Source organism: Bradyrhizobium sp. CCBAU 51753 (genome assembly GCF_015291565.1).
GTDB lineage: Bacteria > Pseudomonadota > Alphaproteobacteria > Rhizobiales > Xanthobacteraceae > Bradyrhizobium > Bradyrhizobium ivorense.
This window is the reverse complement of sequence record NZ_CP030037.1, coordinates 4,628,074-4,648,488: the sequence shown is the minus strand read 5'-3', so window position 1 is coordinate 4,648,488 and position 20,415 is coordinate 4,628,074. Positions and strand designations below refer to the sequence as shown.

The following is a 20,415-nucleotide window of genomic DNA, read 5'->3' as shown; positions in this document are numbered from 1 at the left end:
TTTGAAAAAGCGTGAACCGGTTTCGACACGATCATGCTCTAGAAGGGCGCCATGTCCGACATCCTGACCAAGATCGAGACCTACAAGCGCGAGGAGATCGCCGCCGCGAAGCGCGCGCATCCGCTCGCCGAGGTCGAGGCCCAGGCGAAAGCGGCCTCGCCTTCGCGCGGCTTCGTCCGCGCCCTCAAGGACAAGCATGCGCGTGGCGACTTTGCGCTGATCGCGGAGGTGAAGAAGGCCTCGCCCTCGAAGGGACTGATCCGCGCCGATTTCGATCCGCCCGTGCTCGCCAAGGCCTATGAGGCCGGCGGCGCGGCGTGCCTGTCGGTGCTGACCGATGCGCCCTCGTTCCAGGGCCATCTCGACTTCATGGTCGCAGCGCGCGCGGCGACCAATCTGCCGGTGCTGCGCAAGGACTTCATGTTCGACACCTACCAGGTGGCGGAAGCCCGCGCCCACGGCGCCGACTGCATCCTGATCATCATGGCCGCGCTCGACGATGCCGCCGCGAAGGATATCGAGGATGCCGCGCTCGGCTACGGCATGGACGTCCTGATCGAGATCCACGACCGCGCCGAGCTCGACCGGGCGTTGAAATTGCGGTCGCCGATGATCGGGGTCAACAACCGCAATCTGCGCACCTTCGAGACCACGCTCGCCACCAGCGAGGCGCTGGCGCCGCTGATCCCGTCGGACCGCCTGATGGTCGGCGAGAGCGGCATCTTCACGCCTGATGATCTCGCCCGGCTCGAACGCGTCGGAATGTCGACCTTCCTGGTCGGCGAAAGCCTGATGCGGCAGCAGGACGTCACCGCGGCGACGCGCGCGCTGCTGACACGGCCGAACGCGCCGCGCGCCACCGGCACGCGCTGACGCGATGGCGCGCAAGAAAACCACACCGTCCGGCGCCGCCCTCACCCATATCGACGCCAAAGGCGAGGCGCGGATGGTCGACGTCTCGGCCAAGCCGGCGACCGAGCGGACCGCGGTCGCCGAAGGCCGCGTCATCATGAGCAAGGCGACGCTGGCGCTGATCTCCTCCGGTCAGGCCAAGAAGGGCGACGTGCTGGCGACGGCGCGGATCGCCGGCATCATGGCCGCGAAGCGGACCTCGGAGCTGATCCCGCTCTGTCATCCGCTGGCGCTGAGCAAGGTCACCGTCGATATCGAAACCGACGCCAAGCTGCCGGGCTGCATCGTGCGGGCCACCGTCAAGGTGACCGGGCCGACCGGCGTCGAGATGGAGGCGCTGACCGCGGTGTCGGTCGCGTGCCTGACGATCTACGACATGATCAAGGCGGTCGAGCGCGGCGTGCGCATCGAGGGCATCCACCTGATCGAAAAGATCGGCGGCAAGTCCGGGCATTTTCGCGCCGGCGACTGATCGCGGCGCCTGCGCCGCCGGTTGAAGCCCCTGTTTCGCGATCGCCGGCAACCGTTCGTTAACCAGTCTCGCTAACCGCAGCTCCATCTCGATTGGATACGACTTTCGCGGGCCGGAAGTGCACGCAAGCTACTTCCGGGTGAAATGCTGGAAGCGATCGGATCCCATGAAGTCAGACGGCAGCGCCTCGTTCAACGTCAGCTCGGTGTTTCGCAGCGGACCGATCCGCTGGCTGATCCTCGGCGGCGCCGTGCTGATGGCCGCGATCGCGATCGGCGCGACGCTGATGGCCGGAAATTTTCGCGAGCGCGCGCTGCGCAACAGCGAGCGCGAGCTGGAAAACACCGTGCTGCTGCTGGCGCGGCATTTCGACCAGCAGCTTGAGGATTTCGAGGTGGTGCAGAGCGACCTGATCGCCTTCATGCGCATCAACGGGATCGCGACGGCCGAGAACTACCGGCACCGGATGGCGAGCGCCGACATCCATGCCATGCTCAAGTCCAAGATCGACGCGCTGTCCTATGTCGGCAGCCTGAACGTGTTCGACGCCGACGGCGCGCTGATCAACAGCTCGATGGCATGGCCGCTGCCGCAGGCGAACATTGCCGATCGGGACTATTTCCGCCTGTTCAAGTCGAGCACCTCGTCGCCGGACATGCTGGTCATCCCCCTGCACAGCCGCGTCACCGGCAACTGGACCACCGTGATCCTGCGCAAGGTGACCGGACCGAACGGCGAGTTCCTCGGCGTGGTCGGCCGCGGCATCGAGCCGGCCCATTTCGAGCGGTTCTTCGCCACCGTCGCGCTCGGCGAAGGTGCCGCGATCTCGATGCACCATCGCGACGGCACGCTGCTGGCGCGCTACCCGCATGTCGAGGAGCTGATCGGCAGGAACTTTCGCGCAGGCCCGCCTAGCCAGCTCAACGTGTTCGACCTGCCGCAAAGCACCTCGCGGCTGACCAGCCCGATCGACGGCGAGGACCGCCTGGTGTCGTCGCGGGCGCTGACCACCTTCCCGATCGTCGTGGTGGCGACGACGACCACGACGGCGGCGCTCGCGATCTGGCGCGAGCAGATCGGCATTCTGATCGCGGTGACCAGCGCTTCGGTGCTGGCGATCGCGATCCTGCTGACGCTCGTGGTGCGCAAGCTGCTGCAGCAGCACCGGGCCCAGCAGCAGCGCCTGACGCTGGAAAAGCTCCGGCTCGACACTGCCGTCAACAACATGACGCAGGGGCTGCTGCTGTTCGATGCCTCGCAGCGCCTGGTGATCTGCAACAAGCGCTATATCGAGCTGTACGGCCTGTCCGCCGACGTGATCCGGCCCGGCTGCAGCTTCCACGACGTCATCGCCCATCGCCACGCCACCGGCTCGTTCCGCGGCGACGTCGAGCGCTATGTCGGGCTGGTGCTGCGCGACGTCGGCACCCGCAACACCATGGTGATCTCGACGCCGGACGGACGCTCGATCCAGGTAGTCAACGAGCCGCTCGCCGACGGCGGCTGGCTCGCCACCCACGAAGACATCACCGAGCGCCGCCGCGCCGAGGAACGCATCACCCACCTCGCCCACTACGATGCGCTCACCGACCTGCCGAACCGCACCCTGTTCCGCGAGCAGATCAGGCGCGAGCTGCCGCATGTGACGCCGGCCAGCCAGCTCGCGGTGCTCTATATCGACATCGACGAGTTCAAGGGCGTCAACGATTCGCTCGGCCACATGGTCGGCGACGAGCTTTTGAAGTCGGTGGCCAAGACCTTGAACCGCGTGATCGGCGAAGGCGATTTCGTCGCCCGTCTCGGCGGCGACGAGTTCGCCATCGTGCAGACCGGGTTGAAGAGCCCGGCCGAGGTCACCGAGCTCGTCGCGCGGATCTATGAGGCGATCCGTGCGCCCTATCAGTGCCTCGGCCACCAGCTCACCACCGACGCCAGCATCGGCATCGCCTTGGCGCCGCAGCACGGCACCGATCTCGACACGATCCTGAAGAACGCCGACCTTGCGATGTATGCGGCGAAGTCGGCCGGCCGGCGCACCTCGCGCTTCTTCGAGCCGGCGATGGACGCCGACGCCCGCGCCCGCCGCGAGCTCGAGATGGAGCTGCGCCAGGCGATCGCCGCGGGCAGCGGGCTCGAAGTCTACTATCAGCCCTGCCTCGATCTGCGCAGCAACGAGATCAACGGCTGCGAGGCGCTGGTGCGCTGGCGCCATCCGCTGCGCGGCATGATCTCGCCGGCCGATTTCGTGCCGATCGCCGAGGAGACCGGCCTGATCAACCAGCTCGGCGAATGGGTGCTGCTGACAGCGTGCAGAGAAGCGGTGAATTGGCCCGACCAGGTCAAGCTCGCGGTCAACGTCTCGCCGGTCCAGTTCCGCAGCGGCACGCTGGCGCTGAAGGTGATCGCGGCGCTCGCGGCCTCGGGCCTGCCGGCGGGCCGGCTCGAGCTCGAGATCACCGAGGCGGTGCTGATCCGCGACGACGAGACCGCGCTGTCGGCGCTGCATCAGCTGCGCGCCATCGGCATCCGCATCGCACTCGACGATTTCGGCACCGGCTATTCGTCGCTGAGCTATCTGAAGCGTTTTCCGTTCGACAAGATCAAGATCGACCGCTGCTTCGTCACCGACATCGCCGATCCGCAGGGCTCGGCCGGCATCGTCGAGGCCGTCGTCAACATCGCCACCGAGCGCTGCATGACGACGACGGCGGAGGGCGTCGAGACCGCCCAGCAGCAGCAATTGCTGCGCGAGCTCGGCTGCTCCGAGATGCAGGGCTATCTGTTCAGCGCGCCGAAACCCGCCGCGCAGATCCGCGAGCTGCTCGCCGCGCACCGCCACGGCCCGCCCGCCGCCGGTCCAACCCGCATGCGCCGGCGCAAACCGTTCGCCGGCGCGGCGTGAGCTCGTGGGCTCCCTCGCCCCGTTCTTACGGGGAGAGGGTTGGGGTGAGGGGCTGCCTCCGCGCATACGGTGGGAGCTGGATTCGCGGAGAGTCCCCCTCACCCGGATTGCATCTGCGATGCAATCCGACCTCTCCCCGCAAGCGGGGCGAGGTGAAGCAGAAGCAGGCCTAGTTCGGCACCGGCCGCTTCTGCACGGTCTTGCTGTCGGCGTTCTTGGCGTCGGCGTTGACGGTGACGCCGCGCAGCTGTTTGAAGGCCGCGGCCAGTGCCTTGTCGTTCTTCTCGTCCGGCGGCACATAGGACTGCGAGCCGGCCGACAAGCCGGCCTGGTCGGGGCCTTCGCCCGCGAGATGCCCGGGCATCGAGATCTCGCCCTTGATCTCGGCGCGGGTCTTGAACTCGTCGGGCACGTCCTGCAGCACCTCGACGTCGGGCTTGATGCCGAGCGCCTGGATCGAATGGCCCGACGGCGTGAAGTAGCGCGCCGTGGTCAGCGCCAGCGCGCCGTTGCCGGGGCCGAGCGGAATGATCGTCTGCACCGAGCCCTTGCCGAACGAGCGGGTGCCGATCAGCGTCGCGCGCTTGTGGTCGTGCAGCGCGCCGGCGACGATCTCGGAGGCCGAGGCCGAGCCGCCGTTGATCAGGACGACCAGCGGCTTGCCCTTGGTCATGTCGCCGCCATGCGCGGTGAAGCGCTGGGTTTCCTCCGGCAGCCGGCCGCGGGTCGAGACCACCTCGCCGCGCTGCATCAAGGTCGAGGTCACCGACACCGCCTGGTCGAGCAGCCCGCCCGGATTGTTGCGCAGGTCGATGACGTAGCCCACGAGCTTGTCCTGCGGGATCTGCTTCTGGATGTCGGAGATCGCCTTGCGCAGCCCCTCGGTGGTCTGCTCGTTGAACGAGGAAATCCTGATGTAGCCGATGTCGCCGCCCTCGGCGTGATACTTCACCGGGCGGACGCGGATGATCTCTCTGACGATCGCCAGATCGATCGGCTTGTCGGCGTCCTTGCGGATGATCTTCAGCCGGATCGAGCTGTCCGGCGTGCCCTTCATCTTGTTGACGGCCTGGTCCAGCGTCATGCCCTGGATCTGCTCGTCGTCGATCGCGGTGATCACGTCGCCCGACATGATGCCGGCGCGCGAAGCCGGGGTGTCGTCGATCGGCGCCACCACCTTGATGAGGCCGTCCTCCATCGTGACCTCGATGCCGAGCCCGCCGAACTCGCCATGCGTGGTCTCCTGCATCTCCGCCCAGCCCTTCTCGTTCATGTAGCGGGAGTGCGGATCGAGCGAGGAGATCATGCCGTTGATCGCGCCCTCGACCAGCTTGGCGTCATCGGGCTTCTCGACATAGTCGGACTTGACCTTCTCAAACACCTCGCCGAACAGATTGAGCTGCGAATAGGTGTTGTCGGAGCGCGCGGCGGCCTTGGCGGCGTTGACGAGATGCGCACCCTGCGGCGAGGTCACGAGCAGGGTGAGGCACGCCCCCGCAACCGAGCCGAGGAAAAAGCCAACGTTCTTGCGCATCATCGATCCCTTTTCGCTATGGCCGGACATGTTTCGCAACAATCGGCCCCACCCCGACCGGGGCACCACACAATGGCTTTTTGGTCGCATCAAGGCCGCGCCGTCGCCGGTGCGTTACGGTCTTGTCACGATGCCTTTTCGTCTCCCGCAAGCCGTTCGGCCAATCCGTTCTGCCAGGTCGATGGCGCCGTCCCGAACCCGCGCTTGGCTCTGGTGCCCAGCCAATAGCCAAACTGCGGCGGCACGTTGCGGAACGGGCCGTCGACGCCGAGCTTGAGCGCGGCATCCATCGGCCAGTTCGGGTTATTGAGGATTTCGCGGCCGACGGCGATCAAATCTGCTTGTTTATCACGCAGGATTTGTTCGGCCTGGTCGCCATGGATGATCAGCCCGACCGCCATGGTCATGATATCGGCATGGAAGCGGACATATTCCGCCAGCGGCACCTGATAGTTGTACTTGATCTCCTTGCCGAGGATCGGCGCCAGCTCGGTGATGCCGCCCGAGGAGCAGTCGATCACGTCGACGCCCTTTTGCTTCAATATCTTGGCCAGCCGGACGCTCTGCTCCGGGCCCCAGCCGGCATGGTCCTCAACCGACAGCCGCACGAACAGCGGCTTGTGATCCGGCCAGTGCGCCCGCACCGCCTCCGTCACTTCGATCAGGAAGCGCATCCGGCCGGCTTCCGAGCCGCCATAGGCGTCGCTGCGCTGGTTGGAGCGCTCGGACAGGAACTCGTGCACCAGGTAGCCGTGGGCGCCGTGCAGTTCCAGCACCTCGAACCCGGCCGCATGCGCGCGCCGGGCCGCCTGCCCCCAGGCCGCGACGAGGTCCTTCACCTCTCTCGTTTCCAGCGCCCGTGGCACCGGCCAGCGCTCGCTATGGGCAATTGCGCTCGGTGCCACCGGCGTCCAGGCGTCCCAGTCCTCGATCTCGGGTGTCCGCTGCAGCGGCCGGTCGCCTTCCCATGGCCGGCTGGCGCGCGCCTTGCGGCCGGAATGGCCGAGCTGGATGCCGGGCACCGCGTTCTGCTGCTTGATGAAGCCGGCGAGGCGCTTCAAGGGTTCGATGAACTTGTCGTCCCAGATGCCGAGATCGCCGACCGTGCCGCAGCCACGCCGCTCCACCTTGGTCGATTCGACGATGACGAGCGCGGCGCCGCCGGCGGCGAACTTGCCGGCATTCATCAGGTGCCAGTCGGTCGGAAAGCCCTGCTCCGCCGAATACTGGTGCATCGGCGGCACCACGATGCGGTTCTTCAGCGTGACACCGCGGATCGACATCGGCGAAAACAGCAGCGTATCGGACATCGGGCTTCCTCGCGTCTTGGTCGCTACCCGGCGCGGGCCGGAGCGATCTTCTGTTGGCGCCAGACGATATACGCGCCGCGTCATGGCCGATAGAGCGGCAAGGCCGGAACTGACCCGCGAGCAGGTCAACGCGATCGCCATCGACTAACGGACAGAAGACAGATCAGCCAGCAGGCGTAGCCCGGATGAGCGCAGCGACATCCGGGGCCATTCCATCAACCGATCGTGCGCCATCAAGGCTAGTTTGGAGCGTTCGGCCGCCATGATCTCTCCCACCATATGAGATGAGAGAGAATTTCGTCGAAGGTACCCTCCAGTTCGGCGATGTGCGGCTTCGAGTTTACTACGAACACTCGCTCAGCTATCTCGCGCTGGCGAGAACGAGGCGAAGCTCCGTCAGGCCGCCGCCCGTATTCAGGAGTACGTCGCCGGCTGAAACGAACGACAGCACTCTCGATTTCGCGCGTGCGGCCTTCTTGCTTTTAGAGCGTCGCCAGCTTCGCCGCGCCCTTTGCGATCGCCTCGTTGAAGCTCGCATCCCAGAACTTTCCGACCTCGGTGCGGACGTCGAGCACGCCGAGCTTGAGGAAGGTATCGGCGACCCGCTGGTGCGTCTCCGGCACATCCGGCGTCACGCCGGCCAGCGCGTAGTCCTCGCTGCGATGGGCGAACTGGTCGAGAAGGTCCTCGACCGGCAGATGGGTGTCCGCCGCCACCGCGGCGGCGTAGACCGGGAAATTCCTGTTGGCGAACGCATAGGCGCGCTGGACGCGCAGCAGGAAGTCGGTCACGGCCGCATGGCGCAGCGGGTCGTCGACCGCCTTCGGGTTGGCGTAGATCGGAAAATTCCCGGAGAGATAGCCGACGCCGGTCTTGAGCACGCGCGCGCCCTGCTTTGCGATCGCGAGCCGGCCGTTGTAGCCGTAGATCGCCCAGGCATCGAGCTTGCCGGAGGCAAACGCCGAGTAGCCGTCCGACGGCGTCAGGTTGATGGCCTCGATGTCGGCGAACGACAGGCCCGCTTCCTCGAGCTGCCGGGCGAGGAAATAGTGCGCGGTGGTCGCGCGCACATACCCGACCCGCTTTCCCCTGAGGTCGGCGATCGAACGGATTGGCGCATCCTTCGCTGCCACGGTCACTTGTGTGTTGAGGTCTTCATGCGTGACGGCGATGAAGCGCACCTTGGCGTTCTGGCGCGCCGCGAACATCGCGGGGATCTCGCTGCCAGACCCGATGTCGAGCGCATCGCCGTTCAGCGCCTCGATATGGAGCACGCCATTGTTGAGCTCCTTCCAATCGATCCGGTACGGCGTTTTGTCCTCGCCGGCAGCCTGCAGCAGCGGCCGCCAGCCGCCCTTGTAATAGGCGACGCGCAGCGTCACGCCGCCGAGATCGGCCCCCGCTCCCGCCCCGGTCTCGGCGCGCGCTGCGCCCGCAAGCAGGCTTCCGGCGAGCACGCCGAGTGCAGACCGTCGTGAAATGGAAATTGGCGCGGTCACCGGCAGCGCTCCCGATCAGCAGTCACAACGCCGCAAGCTTTGCGGAAAAACCCGCCGATGTATATGAGACGCTATTTCGTTTTTGGCATCGCGCGCGAAAGGCCGTTCCAAGAGTCGCCGTCACGCGCGGCGATCCGTTTTCCGGAGCCGGAATCCGCCGACACCCGCAGCCTGCTATCACCCGATCGTCTTGCGCTTCTTCTTGAGCGCAACGGGGGCGTCCGCTTGGGCACCAGCCTCCGCCGCCTCCTTGGCCTCCCTTAAGGTGCGCAGCCGTGCCATGTTCTTGCGGACCGCCGCGGCCTGCCGGTCGACTTCGGCCATGGCTCGCGCGCCTTCCTCTGCGGCCAGACGTTGACGCTCGGCGCGAGCGACGCTGGTCGGCGAGAGCACCTTCTTCCCGTCCATCGCTGATCCTCGTCTGCACGAAACAAGGCTCGCTCGCTCAATCGCGTGATCGAGCGAGCCGCCAGCGTTCCGCTACGTCCGTGATGTAACGGAACCGTTACTCGGACAGCGAAAGATTGTCCGCGCTGTCTTTCCCGCTCTTGCGGTCGGTTCTGATCTCGTAGTTCACGCGCTGTCCCTCGGCGAGACCGCCGAAACCGGCCCGCTCGACTGCGCTGATATGAACGAACACATCCTTGCCGCCGTCGTTCGGCTGGATGAACCCATAGCCCTTTTGGCCGTTGAACCACTTCACTGTACCGGTCGCCATTTGTCTTTCTCCAAAAACACGTTCGCTCGACCATCCTCTGGCCGGATTCAACTGGTGCGATGTCTTTGGGAAGTAGCCCGCGGGCACATTCAAAAAGGCACGGCGGCTAATCGAACCGGGCCAGCATATGGGTGTTGGCACCGCGGCGCAAGTAAGCGAAGACTCACCGGCGGTGAGCACGGGATCGCTTGGTTCCCGGTTGTTTCGTCAGGACAGGAACGGCTTTGCAAGCCTTTCGTTGTACGTTGCCCCGCGAGGTCGGCATGATGCGCTACTTCTTCGACATCAGAGACGGAAAAGACCTCTACCCCGACGAAGAAGGATTGGACTTGCCGAACCAACTCGCGGCCGAGGTCGAAGCGACCGATGCTTTGGCTGCCCTGGCCCGCGATGCGGCGGACGAGAATAAACGGCGCGACGTGGCGATTGAGGTTCGCTCCGAGACCACGCCGCTGTTTCACGCCTCACTGGTGTTCCAGTCAGACCGAGCGAAGCAGTGAGACTGCCTCATTCTGTTGATTCCGGCAGCGATCGCTCGGCCTATTTGGCGACCTGATAGACGTCAGGATCGTAACTCGAATTCGGATTCTTGAATGCGTTGCGCAGCGCCGGCGACATCGGGACGTTGTAGTTGATGCCAACCGGCGGTGTCGGCTGCTCAAGCCACCTTTTGTACATCACCTCGATCTCCGGGCTCTTGTAGAGCTCGGCGGTGGCGCGGTCGGCCAGCGCCTTGAACGGCGCGTCCTCGCGCCGCAGCATGATCCCGAACGGCTCCGCCTTCGAGAACGCCTCCTCGCTGATCATGTAGAGCGCCGGCTGCTTCGAGCGCGCGATCGCCACCGCGAGCTGCACGTCGTCGAGCGCATAGGCCTGGGCGCGGTCGGTCTCCAGCATCAGGAACGCCTCGGCCTGGTCCTTGGCCGGCAAGACATTGACGCCGAGCTTGCGCTCGGTGTTGACCTTGATGAGCTGCGTCAGGTTGACCGACCCCGCCACCGCCGTGACCGACTTGCCCTTCAGGTCGTCGATCGTGTTGATGTTGGCCGACTTCTTGGCGGCGAATTTGGTCGCACTGAGAAAGTGCGTGTTGGTGAACGTCACCTGCTTCTGGCGATCGGCGCTGTTGGTGGTCGCCGAACAATGCAGGTCGATCGTGCCGTTGACCATTAGCGGAATCCGGTTCGACGAGGTCACCGGAAGATAGTCGACCGCGATGTCGGGTGTGCCGAGCTCCTTCTTCACGGCGTCGACGATTTTGAGGCAGATATCGAGCGCAAAGCCGATCGGCCGCTGCTGGTCGTCGAGATAGCTGAAGGGAACGGAGGCCTCCTGGTAGCCGAGCGTGATCTTCTTCGTCTCCTTGACCTTCTGCAACGTGCCCGAGAGCTCTTCGGCGGCCGCGGAACTGGCGGCAAGCGCGAGCGACAGCAGAGCGGACGAGAGGACGGCAGGCAAGCGCATCAACGGCTCCTGGGCGATGCAAGGTGTGGGATTTCGTGCCCACAGGGAGACGTGAGCCGAGACATGATCATTGCGGTGATAGCTCACGCCGCGATGTGGAGGTAGACGAGGATGTGTCTACCAGCTATCGCGCTTTGCTATGTGCCGTTGCGCCAGCCGAACGCCCATGCGGCAACAGCGCCAGCGCGATCAATGCAGACAGGCTGAGCCCGGCCGACACGACGACCACCGCCCTCCCCATCGGCTCAATCAGAAGCCCGAAAGCCAGCGGCGCAAGCGCCTGACATATCCGGGAGGGCGCGCCGAGCAATCCGAGGCGGTAGGCATAATTCTCGGACCCGAAGATGGCGAGTGGCAGCGTCCCGCGCGCGATGGTCAGGATGCCATTGCCCGCGCCGTGCAACAGCGCGAAAGCTGCCGCCGCTCCGCCGCCAAAAATGCCGATCACGCAGGCGCCGATCGGATGGGTGATGCAGGCGAGCCGCGTCGACAGCAGCGGATGGAATCTGCTGAGAAAGCCGGCCTCCAGGATGCGGGCGCCGACCTGAGCCGGCCCGATCATCATGCCGGCGAACACCGCCTGCGCCGGAGTCGCGCCGAAGGTTTCGACGATCCGCGGCAGATGCGCGGCCATCGCCGAGGTCACAGTCCAGGCGGCAGCGAACGCGAATGACAGCAACACCATGGTCCGGTCGATCGGAATGGCGGGCTTGGCGGCAGCGCCATCGGAAGCGGCCGCCGGCACGGTCCGCGGCAGCAGCAGGTTGAGCGGCAACCCGATGACGAGATGCGCGATCGCCCAGGCGTAGCAGGTCTCGCGCCAGCCGATGGTCGCAAGGCCGAGCGAACTCAAGGGCCAGCCGACCGTGCTGGCGAAGCCTGCGATCAGCGTGATCCCAGTGATCGAGGCACGCGCGTCGCTGCCATAGATACGGCCCAGCGCGCCGAACGCGGCGTCATAGAGCCCGAGGCCCATGCCGATGCCGAGCAGCAGCCAGGCCGCCGACATCGTCCACACCGAGCCGGAGGCGCCGAGCAGCGCCAAGCCTGCCGCGAGCACGACGTTCGAGGCGCAGAGCACCTGCCGGCCTCCGACGCGATCGATCTGGCGGCCGACGCGCGGGCCGATCAGCCCGGAGATCACCAGCGACGCAGAGAACGCCGCAAAGAACCAGTTGCTCGAAATCCCGATGTCGCGCGCGATCGGATCGGCGAGGATCGCGGGCAGATAGTAGCTCGACCCCCAGGCCAGCGTTTGCGCGGTGCCAAGCGCCGCGATGATGCCGAGCCGTGATCGATCCACCTGCATTCTCCCTCTATCCGAGTGTTCTTATTTCGCAGGAATTGCGCTTTTCGTCTCGCCCGCGCGCGACCAGAGAAGTGCGAGCGGGCCCATCGCGATTCCGGCCGCGAGGACAATGAAGACCAGCGTCCATCCGGCGGCGCTCTGCGGACCGCCGGCGACATCGAGCGCCACCCCCGTTCCCCAGGCGCCGGCGGCAGAAAGCCCGAAGCCCACGGTTGAATGAAGCGCGAGCGTCGCACCCCGATGTTCGCGGGTTGCCGCAGCCGACATGCCGGCGGTCAGCGCTCCGGAATCGGCGGGAACGGTCAGGCCGTAGGCCAATAGCAGCAACGCGACCACCCACGCCGGCGCAGCGACGTTCAAGCCGATCAGCACCGCCACCGAGGCAGATACGATCATCACCGCCGTGATGGCGCGGTGGCGACCGAACTTCAGCGCGGCCTCGTTGCCGAGGATGCTGGCAGGCATGGAAATGACAGCGAACACGACACTCACGACGACCGGGGACATCCAGGACGGCGCGCCCTGGTGCGCGGTCACGTAGGCCCAGAACCCCACCAGCCAGGTCCTGACGCCGTAGAGCTCGAAGCAATGAGCGCCATAGCCGAAGATGTAGCCGAGCGCCTCGCGGTTCGCGAGGACCGGTTTGAAATTCAAAAGCCGCCCGGGCTTGTGCTCCGGCCGACGCTCTTCCATCGCCAGGCACACGACGGCCATCACGGCAGGCCCAATGCCGGTGACCACAAAAGCTGCCCGCCACCCCCAATGGTCGGCGACGAGTTGCGCCACCAGAAAGGAAAGCCCGACGCCCAGCGAGAAGCTGGATGTGTAGAGCGTGACAGCCCGGGAGGTGTCTCCCGCCGGCAGCCGGTCTGTCAGAGCCTTCAGCCCTGGCATGTAGGCGCCGGCGAAGCCGAGACCCGCGAGCGACCAGATGACCACGCCCGACCAGAAGCCGACTGCGAACAGACCGAACGCGATCGTGGCAAGTCCGCTGACGATCGATCCGCAGAGAAGAACGAGGCGGGCATCGATCCGATCGGTCAGCGTCGTCAGCACCGGGACCGCCAGCATGTAGCCGAAGGCATAGCCGCTGGCGAGCAGCCCGCCTTCGGCCGCACTCATACCCCAGGCAGGCATGAGGTGCTGCGCGAGATTGGCCGACAGCGCGACATGCGGAAGCAGATTGCCGATCTGTCCGAGGCACATCGCCGCTATCAGCGAACGATGTTCGAGTGCGAAAGGGCGTGTCCTCATCCTGCCGCCGGGACTAGGAACACCCGCAGCCGGCCGACCGTGGTTACGCTCATTTTTCTGTCCTTCTGGAATCATTGAAGAAAGCGCTAAAAGATCAGGCGGCCGTCTTGGCTTCCTTGCATTCCGTTTCGTCGGCGCAGCACTCGGCAGCCAGAAAATTCACCAGGCCCTGCATTGTGTCGTACTGGGCGTGACAGATCAGCGTGGTGCCCTCGCGCACCTGCGAGATCAGCCCCACGGAGACCAGCGCCTTGACGTGGTGCGACAGCGTCGACGCCGGAATCCTGAGCCGGTCCTGCAAACGCCCGACCGGCATGCCGGCATGTCCGGCGCGGACCAGCGCCCGGTAGATCCTGAGCCTGGTCGGATTGCCGAGGGCCTCCAGGCGTGCTGCGGCGTCATCGATCTTCATGACGCGACCATGCTTTGCCGTCGACGCCGCGTCAATCGATATTTCTAGAATGTTCGAAATACGGGTGTTAGGAACGACAGCGAGCATGGGCTCACTCACACGCATCCCGCTCGCAAGCATGTGAGCCGTGCGATGGCCTCCCCGCTCCCGCAGCCGATCGAATCCATTGCCGCCTGCCCGCAATTTTCGTACACCGTCGGCGCAATGACCTCAGATCTCTCCCCCAATTCCGTCGACGTGCTGCTGTTCGATATCGGCCGCGTCGTGCTCGACATCAGCTTCGACAAGGTGATGGCGTGCTGGGCCGGCCACGCCGGCTGCGCGCCCGCCGACCTCGCCGGCCGCTTCATCGTCGACGACAGCTTCAAGCATCACGAGGTCGGCCGGATCGACGACGCCGCGTTCTTCGCCAATTTGCGCGACACCCTCGGCGTCGGCCTCACCGACGCCCAGTTCCTCGAGGGCTGGAACGCGATCTTCACCGGCGAGATGCCGGGCATCGCGCCGCTGCTCGCCGGCGCCGCCAAGCGGATGCCGTTGTACGCCTTCTCCAACACCAACCCGGCCCATGTCGCGCATTTCTCGGTCGCCTATGCCGATGTGCTCAGCCATTTCCGCGCCGTGTTCCTGTCCTCGGCGATCGGGCTGCGCAAACCCGACGCCGCGGCCTATGATCATGTGGTAAAAGCCATCGGCGTGCCGGCGTCGCGGATCCTGTTCTTCGACGATACGGCGGCCAATATCGAGGGCGCGCGGGCGCGCGGCCTTCATGCCGTCCACGTGACATCGACGGATGACGTGGCAAGGGCGCTGTCCGCGCTTGGGATCGAGAGCAAAATCTGAGGAGGTCCGCGCGTGGCCTTGATGCCGGTTGCCGATGCCCTGTCCGCGATTCTCGACGGCGCCGAGCCGCTGCCTGAGGAGATGGTCGGCCTCGATGCCGCCTATCACCGCACGCTGGCGCGCGACGTCGCGGCGCTGCGCACCCAGCCGCCGCAGGCGATGTCGGCGATGGACGGCTATGCGGTGCGCGCGGCCGATGCGGCCGACCTGTCGGCGCGGCTGAAGGTGATCGGCGAAGTCGCCGCCGGCCGGCCGTTCGAGCGCACGGTCAGCGCCGGCGAAGCGGTGCGGATCTTTACCGGCGGCGTGATCCCCGACGGCGCCGACGCTGTGATCATCCAGGAAGACACCAGGGCCGATGGCGACCACATCACCATCACCGAGACGGCGGTCACCGGGCGGCATATCCGTCCCCCCGGTGTCGACTTCCGCGAAGGCGACGTGCTGCTTGCGGCCGGCAGCCGCCTCTCGGACCGCGCGCTCTCGCTTGCCGCCGCCATGAACTATCCGGAACTCGCGGTGCGCCGCCGTCCCAGGGTCGCGGTGCTGGCAACCGGCGACGAGCTGGTGATGCCGGGTTCCAAGCCGGGTCCCGGCCAGATCGTCTATTCCAACGGCTATGCGCTGCGGGCGTTGGCCCGCGCCGAGGGTGCCGAGACGATCGATCTCGGGATCGCCGCCGACACCGTGGCCGCAACGACCCCAGGCATCCGCCGAGCGCGCGATGCCGGCGCCGACGTCCTGATCACCACCGGCGGCGCCTCGGTCGGCGACCACGACCTGGTCAAGCAGTCGCTGGAGGCCGAGGGCGTCACCATGGCGTTCTGGCGGATCGCGATGCGGCCCGGCAAGCCGATGATGCACGGACGGCTCGGCGCGATGCGGGTGATCGGCCTGCCCGGCAATCCGGTGTCGTCCTATGTCTGCGCCTTCCTGTTCCTGGTGCCGCTGATTCGGGCACTGAGCGGCCGCAAGGTGATTCATCACGTCCGCGCGCGCGCATTGCTCGGCCGCGATCTCGCCGCCAACGACCAGCGTGAGGATTACTTGCGCGCCCGCCTCGAGGCGCGCGCGGACGGCACGCTGATCGCAACGCCCGTGATGAAGCAGGACTCATCGCTGCTGGGGAATCTCGCTGCGGCGCAGGCACTTCTCGTTCGTCCGCCGTTCGCGCCCGCGGCCGCGAGCGGTGCCGAATGCGAGATCCTCACGATGCCGGAGTGAGCCTCGCGCGGCCGCCACTTCGCCGATTGCCTGTCACGTTCACCTGAAATTAAGTGGTTGCGGAACACATATCGAACATATAGTGTCCGTTCATGATTTGTTTCGAGTACTGGTGTCTACAATCGGGAGTTCATCGCGGAGCGCCGTGCTCCGGGTCTTCCGAAGTCTCGGAATCGAACGACGCTATCAACCGGGGGAATACTCGAGATGCTCACGCGCAAACAGTACGAACTTCTGCGTTTCATCAATGAACGTCTGAAAGAGGCCGGCGTGCCGCCCTCCTTCGACGAGATGAAGGATGCGCTCGACCTGCGCTCGAAATCCGGTATCCACCGCCTCATCACCGCGCTGGAGGAGCGCGGCTTCATCCGCCGCCTGCCGAACCGGGCGCGCGCGATCGAGGTGATCAAGCTGCCCGAACTGGCCGCCGGCGGCGGCAATGGCCGCCGCGGCTTCACCCCGAGCGTGATCGAGGGCGCGCTCGGCAAGCGCTCCTCGACGCCGCCGGTCGCCGAGGACGACGGCAACCGTCCGGTCGCCGTGCCGGTGATGGGCCGGATCGCGGCCGGTACGCCGATCGAGGCGCTGCAGACCCGCAGCCACACCATCAGCGTGCCGCCGGACATGCTCGGCGCCGGCGAGCACTACGCGCTCGAGGTGCGTGGCGACTCCATGGTCGACGCCGGCATCCTCGACGGCGACATGGCGCTGATCCAGCGCAACGACACCGCCAACACCGGCGACATCGTGGTGGCGCTGATCGACGAGGAGGAAGCCACTCTGAAGCGCTTCCGCCGCCGCGGTGCATCGATCGCGCTCGAGCCGGCCAACACCGCCTATGAAGTGCGCATCCTGCCGCCGAACCGGGTGCGCATCCAGGGCAAGTTGATCGGCCTGTACAGGAAATACTAGGCGCCGGCGGCACTTGATGATCGTCTGCGCGGAGATCATGCTCAAGCAAAACTATCGGGCGGGATGACGATTCGAAGAAAAGTCATCCCGATCGAGGAACGGAGCGACGCATCGGACCGTTGCTTGGCGGATAGCGCGACGTGTGACTTGCACCAGATGCGCCCAGATACCGCCGACGCGCTGTAGCGTGTTTGTGATTGAGGCCGTCCGTGACCAGTCGTACAATCGCCTCGAAACGAGAAAACACTCGTTCGCTATCGTCCACTCTGGTAGAGGCCCGCGCCTCAAGGAGAGGCACGGGTCGCTACCTCGACAGAGGAGCCTTCCGATGTGTGACTATAGCCTGCATGCGGTGCAATCGCGTCCCGCCGTCGTCGGAGAGACGCTGATCAGCACGACTTTCCGCGGCACGTCGACCCGCGGTTTTGCCTCGGAGAACGATCCCAACGTCGCGGTCTGCATGCTGCCCGGCACCGAGCTCGCCTTCGTCGAGAACGTCCGCTACGACAGCCGGTGGATCTGGACCAAGACGATCGGCTATCGGGTCGGCGTGTTCAACGAGGTCGAGCCCGACGTGCCGGATCGCCATCACGACGCGGTCGAATTCCCCGACGGCAGCCATGTGCTGGTGACCCAGCTCGTCGAAGGCCAGCGCGTCACGGTGCTGCAGCTGCCGGCGCTGCATCCGACCGTCGAGCACAAGCCCAAGGTCGCAGAGCGGCGGCCCTCCGCATTCGCATCGCTGTTTTTGGGTTGAGCGCATCGTCGCCGCAGGATGAGCTGTCCCGCGGCGGGTGACCAAAGCGATTTCGAGCGACCCCGGAGTTCCGTTCCGGGGCGCATCAGTGAGGTTGCGCTGGACGCCGGCTCGGTTGCGCTGGACGCCGGCTCGGTTGCGCTGGACGGCACCTTGGCGCATCATCCCGCGCGGAGGACGTGCGCGGTGGTCGACAAGGTCACATGGCAGCGAGCTGGACGCGTCACGGAACCGGGCCGCTACATGTTCCGGTTCGGCTGGCTGACCGTGACCGCCGATGACCTCAAGGTCTGGCAGCAGTTTCCCGAAGCCGTCTTCACCCTGGTCAAGAAGCCCGACGCCGGCCCCGATGCCGACGAATACCACCTCGGCCTGTTCGAGCTGCCGACCGCCCCCTCCTCCGACCACCACTAATCATCGGCCTGCAGATCGGCCTCGGCCGGCGTCGCATCGACGGCGGGGCGTGCTGCGCCGGCGGGCGGCCGCAGCGTCGTCTCGCTGTCGGCATCGCCTGGAACCGCCGGCGACCACGGCCGGTCGATGCTGCCGGGCTTGACCGCATCGATCGCAAAGCCGTCGCCGATCCGGCGCAGCGCCAGCGCGCCGTGCCGGCGCAGCCGCTCGGCATCGATCACCGACGCCGCGCAGCCCTGGGCGACCTGTCGCGCCGTCACGATCACCGCGGCCCGCTCGCAATCGTCGGCCAGCGCCTCCGGCCGGGTCGCCAGCGCGACAAAACCGCCGCCGCGGTGCCGGGTGACGCAGCCGGCCTCGTCGCAGGAGACGCCCTCGCCCAGCGACGCATCGCCCGCGGTCCGCGCGTCGGCATCCGCCGCCAGCCATTCCTTGACCACAAAGGCGTCCCGCGCGCTGTGCATCAGATGCAGCCGACCGTCGCCGCCGCGCACCGCGACGTTGCGGCCATCGGGGGAGATCAGAATGTCCGGCAGCGGCGCCCGCACCGCCCAAACCAAGGCCGCCACCAGCAACGCCGCGCCCGACCAGCGCAGCGGCGTGCGCAACAGCCCGAGCAGAATGATCCCGGCGCTCGCCGCGATCAGCGGGGCGGTGCCGAATGCCGCCATCCGGCCGACCGCGCCCGGCAGTGCGGCGACCCATTGCGTCACCACGATCATCCAGTCGATGCCAAATCCCATGATCGCCCAGAACACGCCGTCGAAGCCGAACGGCATCGCGGCGAGCCCAAGCAGCCCCGCCGGCATCACGATCGCGGAGACCACCGGCATCGCCGCGAGATTGGCGAGCAGCCCGTAGGGCGTCACCCGATGGAAATGGAACGCGGCATAGGGCGTGGTCGCGAGCCCCGCCACCAGCGAGGCCAGCACCAGCACCGCCAGCTCGCGCCCGCCCCACAGCGCAACGCGCGCCGTCACCGAATGGTCGGGCGATGCCAACAGGCTCGGCATCCCGATCTGCACCAGCGCCACCAGCCCGAGGGTTGCGGCAAACGACATCTGAAAGCTCGGATGCACCAGCGCCTCCGGCGCGATCGCGAGCACGATCAGCGCCGCCACCGCCAGCGTGCGGAACGTGATGGCGCGGCGGTCGACCATGACAGCGATCAGCACCACCGCCGTCATGAAGAACGAGCGCTGCGTCGCGACCTCCGCCCCCGACAGCGCGAGATAGAAAGCGGCGGCGAGCAGCGCGGCCGCAGCCGCCCATTTCTTGATCGGATGCGCCGCCGTCAGCGCCGGAAACAGCGCCAGCAGCGCCCGCACCGCAAAGAACACCACGCCGGCGACGACCGCCATGTGGTAGCCGGAGATCGACAGCACGTGGCCAAGCCCGGAGATGAACATCGCATCGTTGACCCGCGGCGACATCGCATCGCGCCGGCCGGTGAGCAATGCGGTCGCGATCGCGCGCTGGTCGCCGTCGAGCGTGGTGCGGATCCGCGCATCGATGGCGTCGCGCAGGCCCTGCATGAAGGCGGCGTAGCGCAGCGCGAAGCCACCGCTCGCCGGCGCCTCCCGGGTCTTGACCGCGCCCATCACGAAGCCGGAGGCGCCGATGCCCTGAAAATACAGGTCGCGGCCGAAATCATAGGAGCCCGGCCGCTGCGGCCCGAGCGGCGGCAACAGCCGCGCCTTCAATTCGACGAAGCTGCCGACCTCCGGCGCCGCGCCCTTCTTCACCGACAGCCGCACGCGCTCAAGTTTTGTGGTCTCCCGTGGGCTCTCCATCGTGGCGACGCGCAGCACGAAGCGGTCGGTCTTCTCCCTGATGTCGCGCGTTTCGACGAAGCCGGTCAGCGCCACCGAGAACATCGGCCGCGCCAGCACGCCGTGCGCGACGCGCGCCGTCTTCCAGGTCGCGGTGGCAAATCCCGCCGCGACCGCCGCCGTCATCACGACAACCGGAAACAGTTTTTGCCGCCGCAGCAGGACGGCGAGCACGCACAGCGCAATCGCAACGGCTGCCGCGGCGGGCAGCATCGGTTCGTGCTCGGCCGCGAAATAGAAGGCGATACCGGTGCCGAACGCCACCGGCACCCAGGGCAGCAACCGCCCGGCGCCCGCCTCCGCGCGCGCCCATTGCCGCAGCGTCTCGACCAGCGGCGGCCAGATGCTTGGACGGACCGGCGCGTAGCCGCCGGCCGGCGCGGCCGCGCGCGGCGGCCACGTCCCCGCGTAGCCGCGTTTGCCGCCCGGCGTCGTGCCCTGCTCCGCCATCTCTCGCCTTGCGATCCCTGCCGGGACGCCAAGCTACCGGAAGCTGTGACCTTGCCGCTAGCGGAACGGATCCAGAATACGAACCGGCAAGGCTCGATACCGGGACCGGCCCGCGCCGGCCCTACCTGCGGCCTGCGTCAAACCGATCGAGCCGAAAGTCTCATTAGGTACCGAATCCCATTGGGATTAGACTGTCC

Annotated in this window: 19 protein-coding genes; 9 read left to right on the top strand and 10 right to left on the bottom strand. The window is 66.5% G+C overall.

All coding sequences use genetic code 11. The features are described 5' to 3' along the window. Positions 1-51: 51 nt before the first annotated feature. The 3 genes from trpC to XH93_RS20940 all read left to right on the top strand — a co-directional run bounded on the left by trpC (position 52) and on the right by XH93_RS20940 (position 4,286). Entirely contained in the window at positions 52-873 is an 822-nt protein-coding gene (gene trpC, locus XH93_RS20950) for an indole-3-glycerol phosphate synthase TrpC (protein ID WP_194468986.1), read from the top strand. A 4-nt stretch (positions 874-877) separates the two neighbouring features. Beyond that, positions 878-1,384, top strand: a complete 507-nt coding sequence (gene moaC, locus XH93_RS20945; RefSeq protein WP_194468985.1) for a cyclic pyranopterin monophosphate synthase MoaC — start codon at positions 878-880, stop codon at positions 1,382-1,384. Between the two features lie 166 nt (positions 1,385-1,550). Beyond that, positions 1,551-4,286, top strand: coding sequence for an EAL domain-containing protein (locus XH93_RS20940; protein WP_194468984.1), 2,736 nt, complete (start codon positions 1,551-1,553; stop codon positions 4,284-4,286). A 169-nt stretch (positions 4,287-4,455) separates the two neighbouring features. Here the strand turns inward: XH93_RS20940 and XH93_RS20935 are convergent, their stop codons facing one another. The 5 genes from XH93_RS20935 to XH93_RS20915 form a co-directional block, all read right to left on the bottom strand. Beyond that, a complete protein-coding gene (locus tag XH93_RS20935; RefSeq protein WP_194468983.1) occupies positions 4,456-5,820 on the bottom strand; it encodes a S41 family peptidase in 1,365 nt (454 codons plus the stop codon). A 125-nt stretch (positions 5,821-5,945) separates the two neighbouring features. Beyond that, positions 5,946-7,130: an NADH:flavin oxidoreductase/NADH oxidase gene (locus XH93_RS20930; protein WP_194468982.1), complete on the bottom strand. Its 1,185-nt coding sequence runs from the start codon at positions 7,128-7,130 to the stop codon at positions 5,946-5,948. A 482-nt stretch (positions 7,131-7,612) separates the two neighbouring features. Beyond that, positions 7,613-8,629: an ABC transporter substrate-binding protein gene (locus tag XH93_RS20925; RefSeq protein ID WP_246799257.1), complete on the bottom strand. Its 1,017-nt coding sequence runs from the start codon at positions 8,627-8,629 to the stop codon at positions 7,613-7,615. 177 nt (positions 8,630-8,806) lie between these two features. Next, positions 8,807-9,037 (bottom strand): transcriptional regulator, encoded by a 231-nt coding sequence (locus tag XH93_RS20920; protein WP_194468981.1) that lies wholly within the window; start codon positions 9,035-9,037, stop codon positions 8,807-8,809. Between the two features lie 97 nt (positions 9,038-9,134). Beyond that, positions 9,135-9,347, bottom strand: a complete 213-nt coding sequence (locus tag XH93_RS20915; protein WP_139483815.1) for a cold-shock protein — start codon at positions 9,345-9,347, stop codon at positions 9,135-9,137. Between the two features lie 263 nt (positions 9,348-9,610). On the opposite strand from XH93_RS20915, the gene XH93_RS20910 reads away from it, so the two are divergent. Continuing rightward, positions 9,611-9,847 carry a hypothetical protein gene (locus XH93_RS20910; protein ID WP_194468980.1) on the top strand — a complete coding sequence of 79 codons (237 nt, stop codon included), beginning with the start codon at positions 9,611-9,613 and terminating at the stop codon, positions 9,845-9,847. A 40-nt stretch (positions 9,848-9,887) separates the two neighbouring features. Here XH93_RS20910 and XH93_RS20905 read toward each other — a convergent pair whose 3' ends face one another. The 4 genes from XH93_RS20905 to XH93_RS20890 all read right to left on the bottom strand — a co-directional run bounded on the left by XH93_RS20905 (position 9,888) and on the right by XH93_RS20890 (position 13,786). Then, the gene (locus XH93_RS20905; RefSeq protein WP_194468979.1) at positions 9,888-10,811 is read right to left on the bottom strand and encodes an amino acid ABC transporter substrate-binding protein; all 924 of its coding nucleotides are present in this window, start codon (positions 10,809-10,811) and stop codon (positions 9,888-9,890) included. 124 nt (positions 10,812-10,935) lie between these two features. Continuing rightward, the gene (locus tag XH93_RS20900) at positions 10,936-12,114 is read right to left on the bottom strand and encodes an MFS transporter (RefSeq protein WP_194468978.1); all 1,179 of its coding nucleotides are present in this window, start codon (positions 12,112-12,114) and stop codon (positions 10,936-10,938) included. 27 nt (positions 12,115-12,141) lie between these two features. Further along, positions 12,142-13,326, bottom strand: coding sequence for an MFS transporter (locus tag XH93_RS20895; protein ID WP_194468977.1), 1,185 nt, complete (start codon positions 13,324-13,326; stop codon positions 12,142-12,144). Positions 13,327-13,468: 142 nt separating this feature from the next. After that, the gene (locus XH93_RS20890) at positions 13,469-13,786 is read right to left on the bottom strand and encodes a helix-turn-helix transcriptional regulator (protein WP_194468976.1); all 318 of its coding nucleotides are present in this window, start codon (positions 13,784-13,786) and stop codon (positions 13,469-13,471) included. A 204-nt stretch (positions 13,787-13,990) separates the two neighbouring features. On the opposite strand from XH93_RS20890, the gene XH93_RS20885 reads away from it, so the two are divergent. The 5 genes from XH93_RS20885 (at position 13,991) to XH93_RS20865 (ending at position 17,936) form a co-directional block, all read left to right on the top strand. After that, the gene (locus tag XH93_RS20885; protein WP_194475255.1) at positions 13,991-14,629 is read left to right on the top strand and encodes an HAD family phosphatase; all 639 of its coding nucleotides are present in this window, start codon (positions 13,991-13,993) and stop codon (positions 14,627-14,629) included. 12 nt (positions 14,630-14,641) lie between these two features. Further along, entirely contained in the window at positions 14,642-15,853 is a 1,212-nt protein-coding gene (glp, locus tag XH93_RS20880) for a gephyrin-like molybdotransferase Glp (RefSeq protein ID WP_194468975.1), read from the top strand. Positions 15,854-16,060: 207 nt separating this feature from the next. Continuing rightward, positions 16,061-16,765 carry a transcriptional repressor LexA gene (gene lexA / locus XH93_RS20875; protein WP_139483821.1) on the top strand — a complete coding sequence of 235 codons (705 nt, stop codon included), beginning with the start codon at positions 16,061-16,063 and terminating at the stop codon, positions 16,763-16,765. Between the two features lie 328 nt (positions 16,766-17,093). Next, complete coding sequence (locus XH93_RS20870) at positions 17,094-17,522, top strand: hypothetical protein (RefSeq protein WP_139483822.1); 429 nt, start codon at positions 17,094-17,096, stop codon at positions 17,520-17,522. A gap of 186 nt (positions 17,523-17,708) precedes the next feature. Next, positions 17,709-17,936, top strand: a complete 228-nt coding sequence (locus XH93_RS20865) for a hypothetical protein (RefSeq protein WP_139483823.1) — start codon at positions 17,709-17,711, stop codon at positions 17,934-17,936. On the opposite strand, the gene XH93_RS20860 is transcribed toward XH93_RS20865, so the two are convergent. Continuing rightward, positions 17,933-20,218 (bottom strand): ComEC/Rec2 family competence protein, encoded by a 2,286-nt coding sequence (locus XH93_RS20860; protein ID WP_194468974.1) that lies wholly within the window; start codon positions 20,216-20,218, stop codon positions 17,933-17,935. The genes XH93_RS20865 and XH93_RS20860 overlap by 4 nt on opposite strands. Positions 20,219-20,415 lie beyond the last annotated feature (197 nt).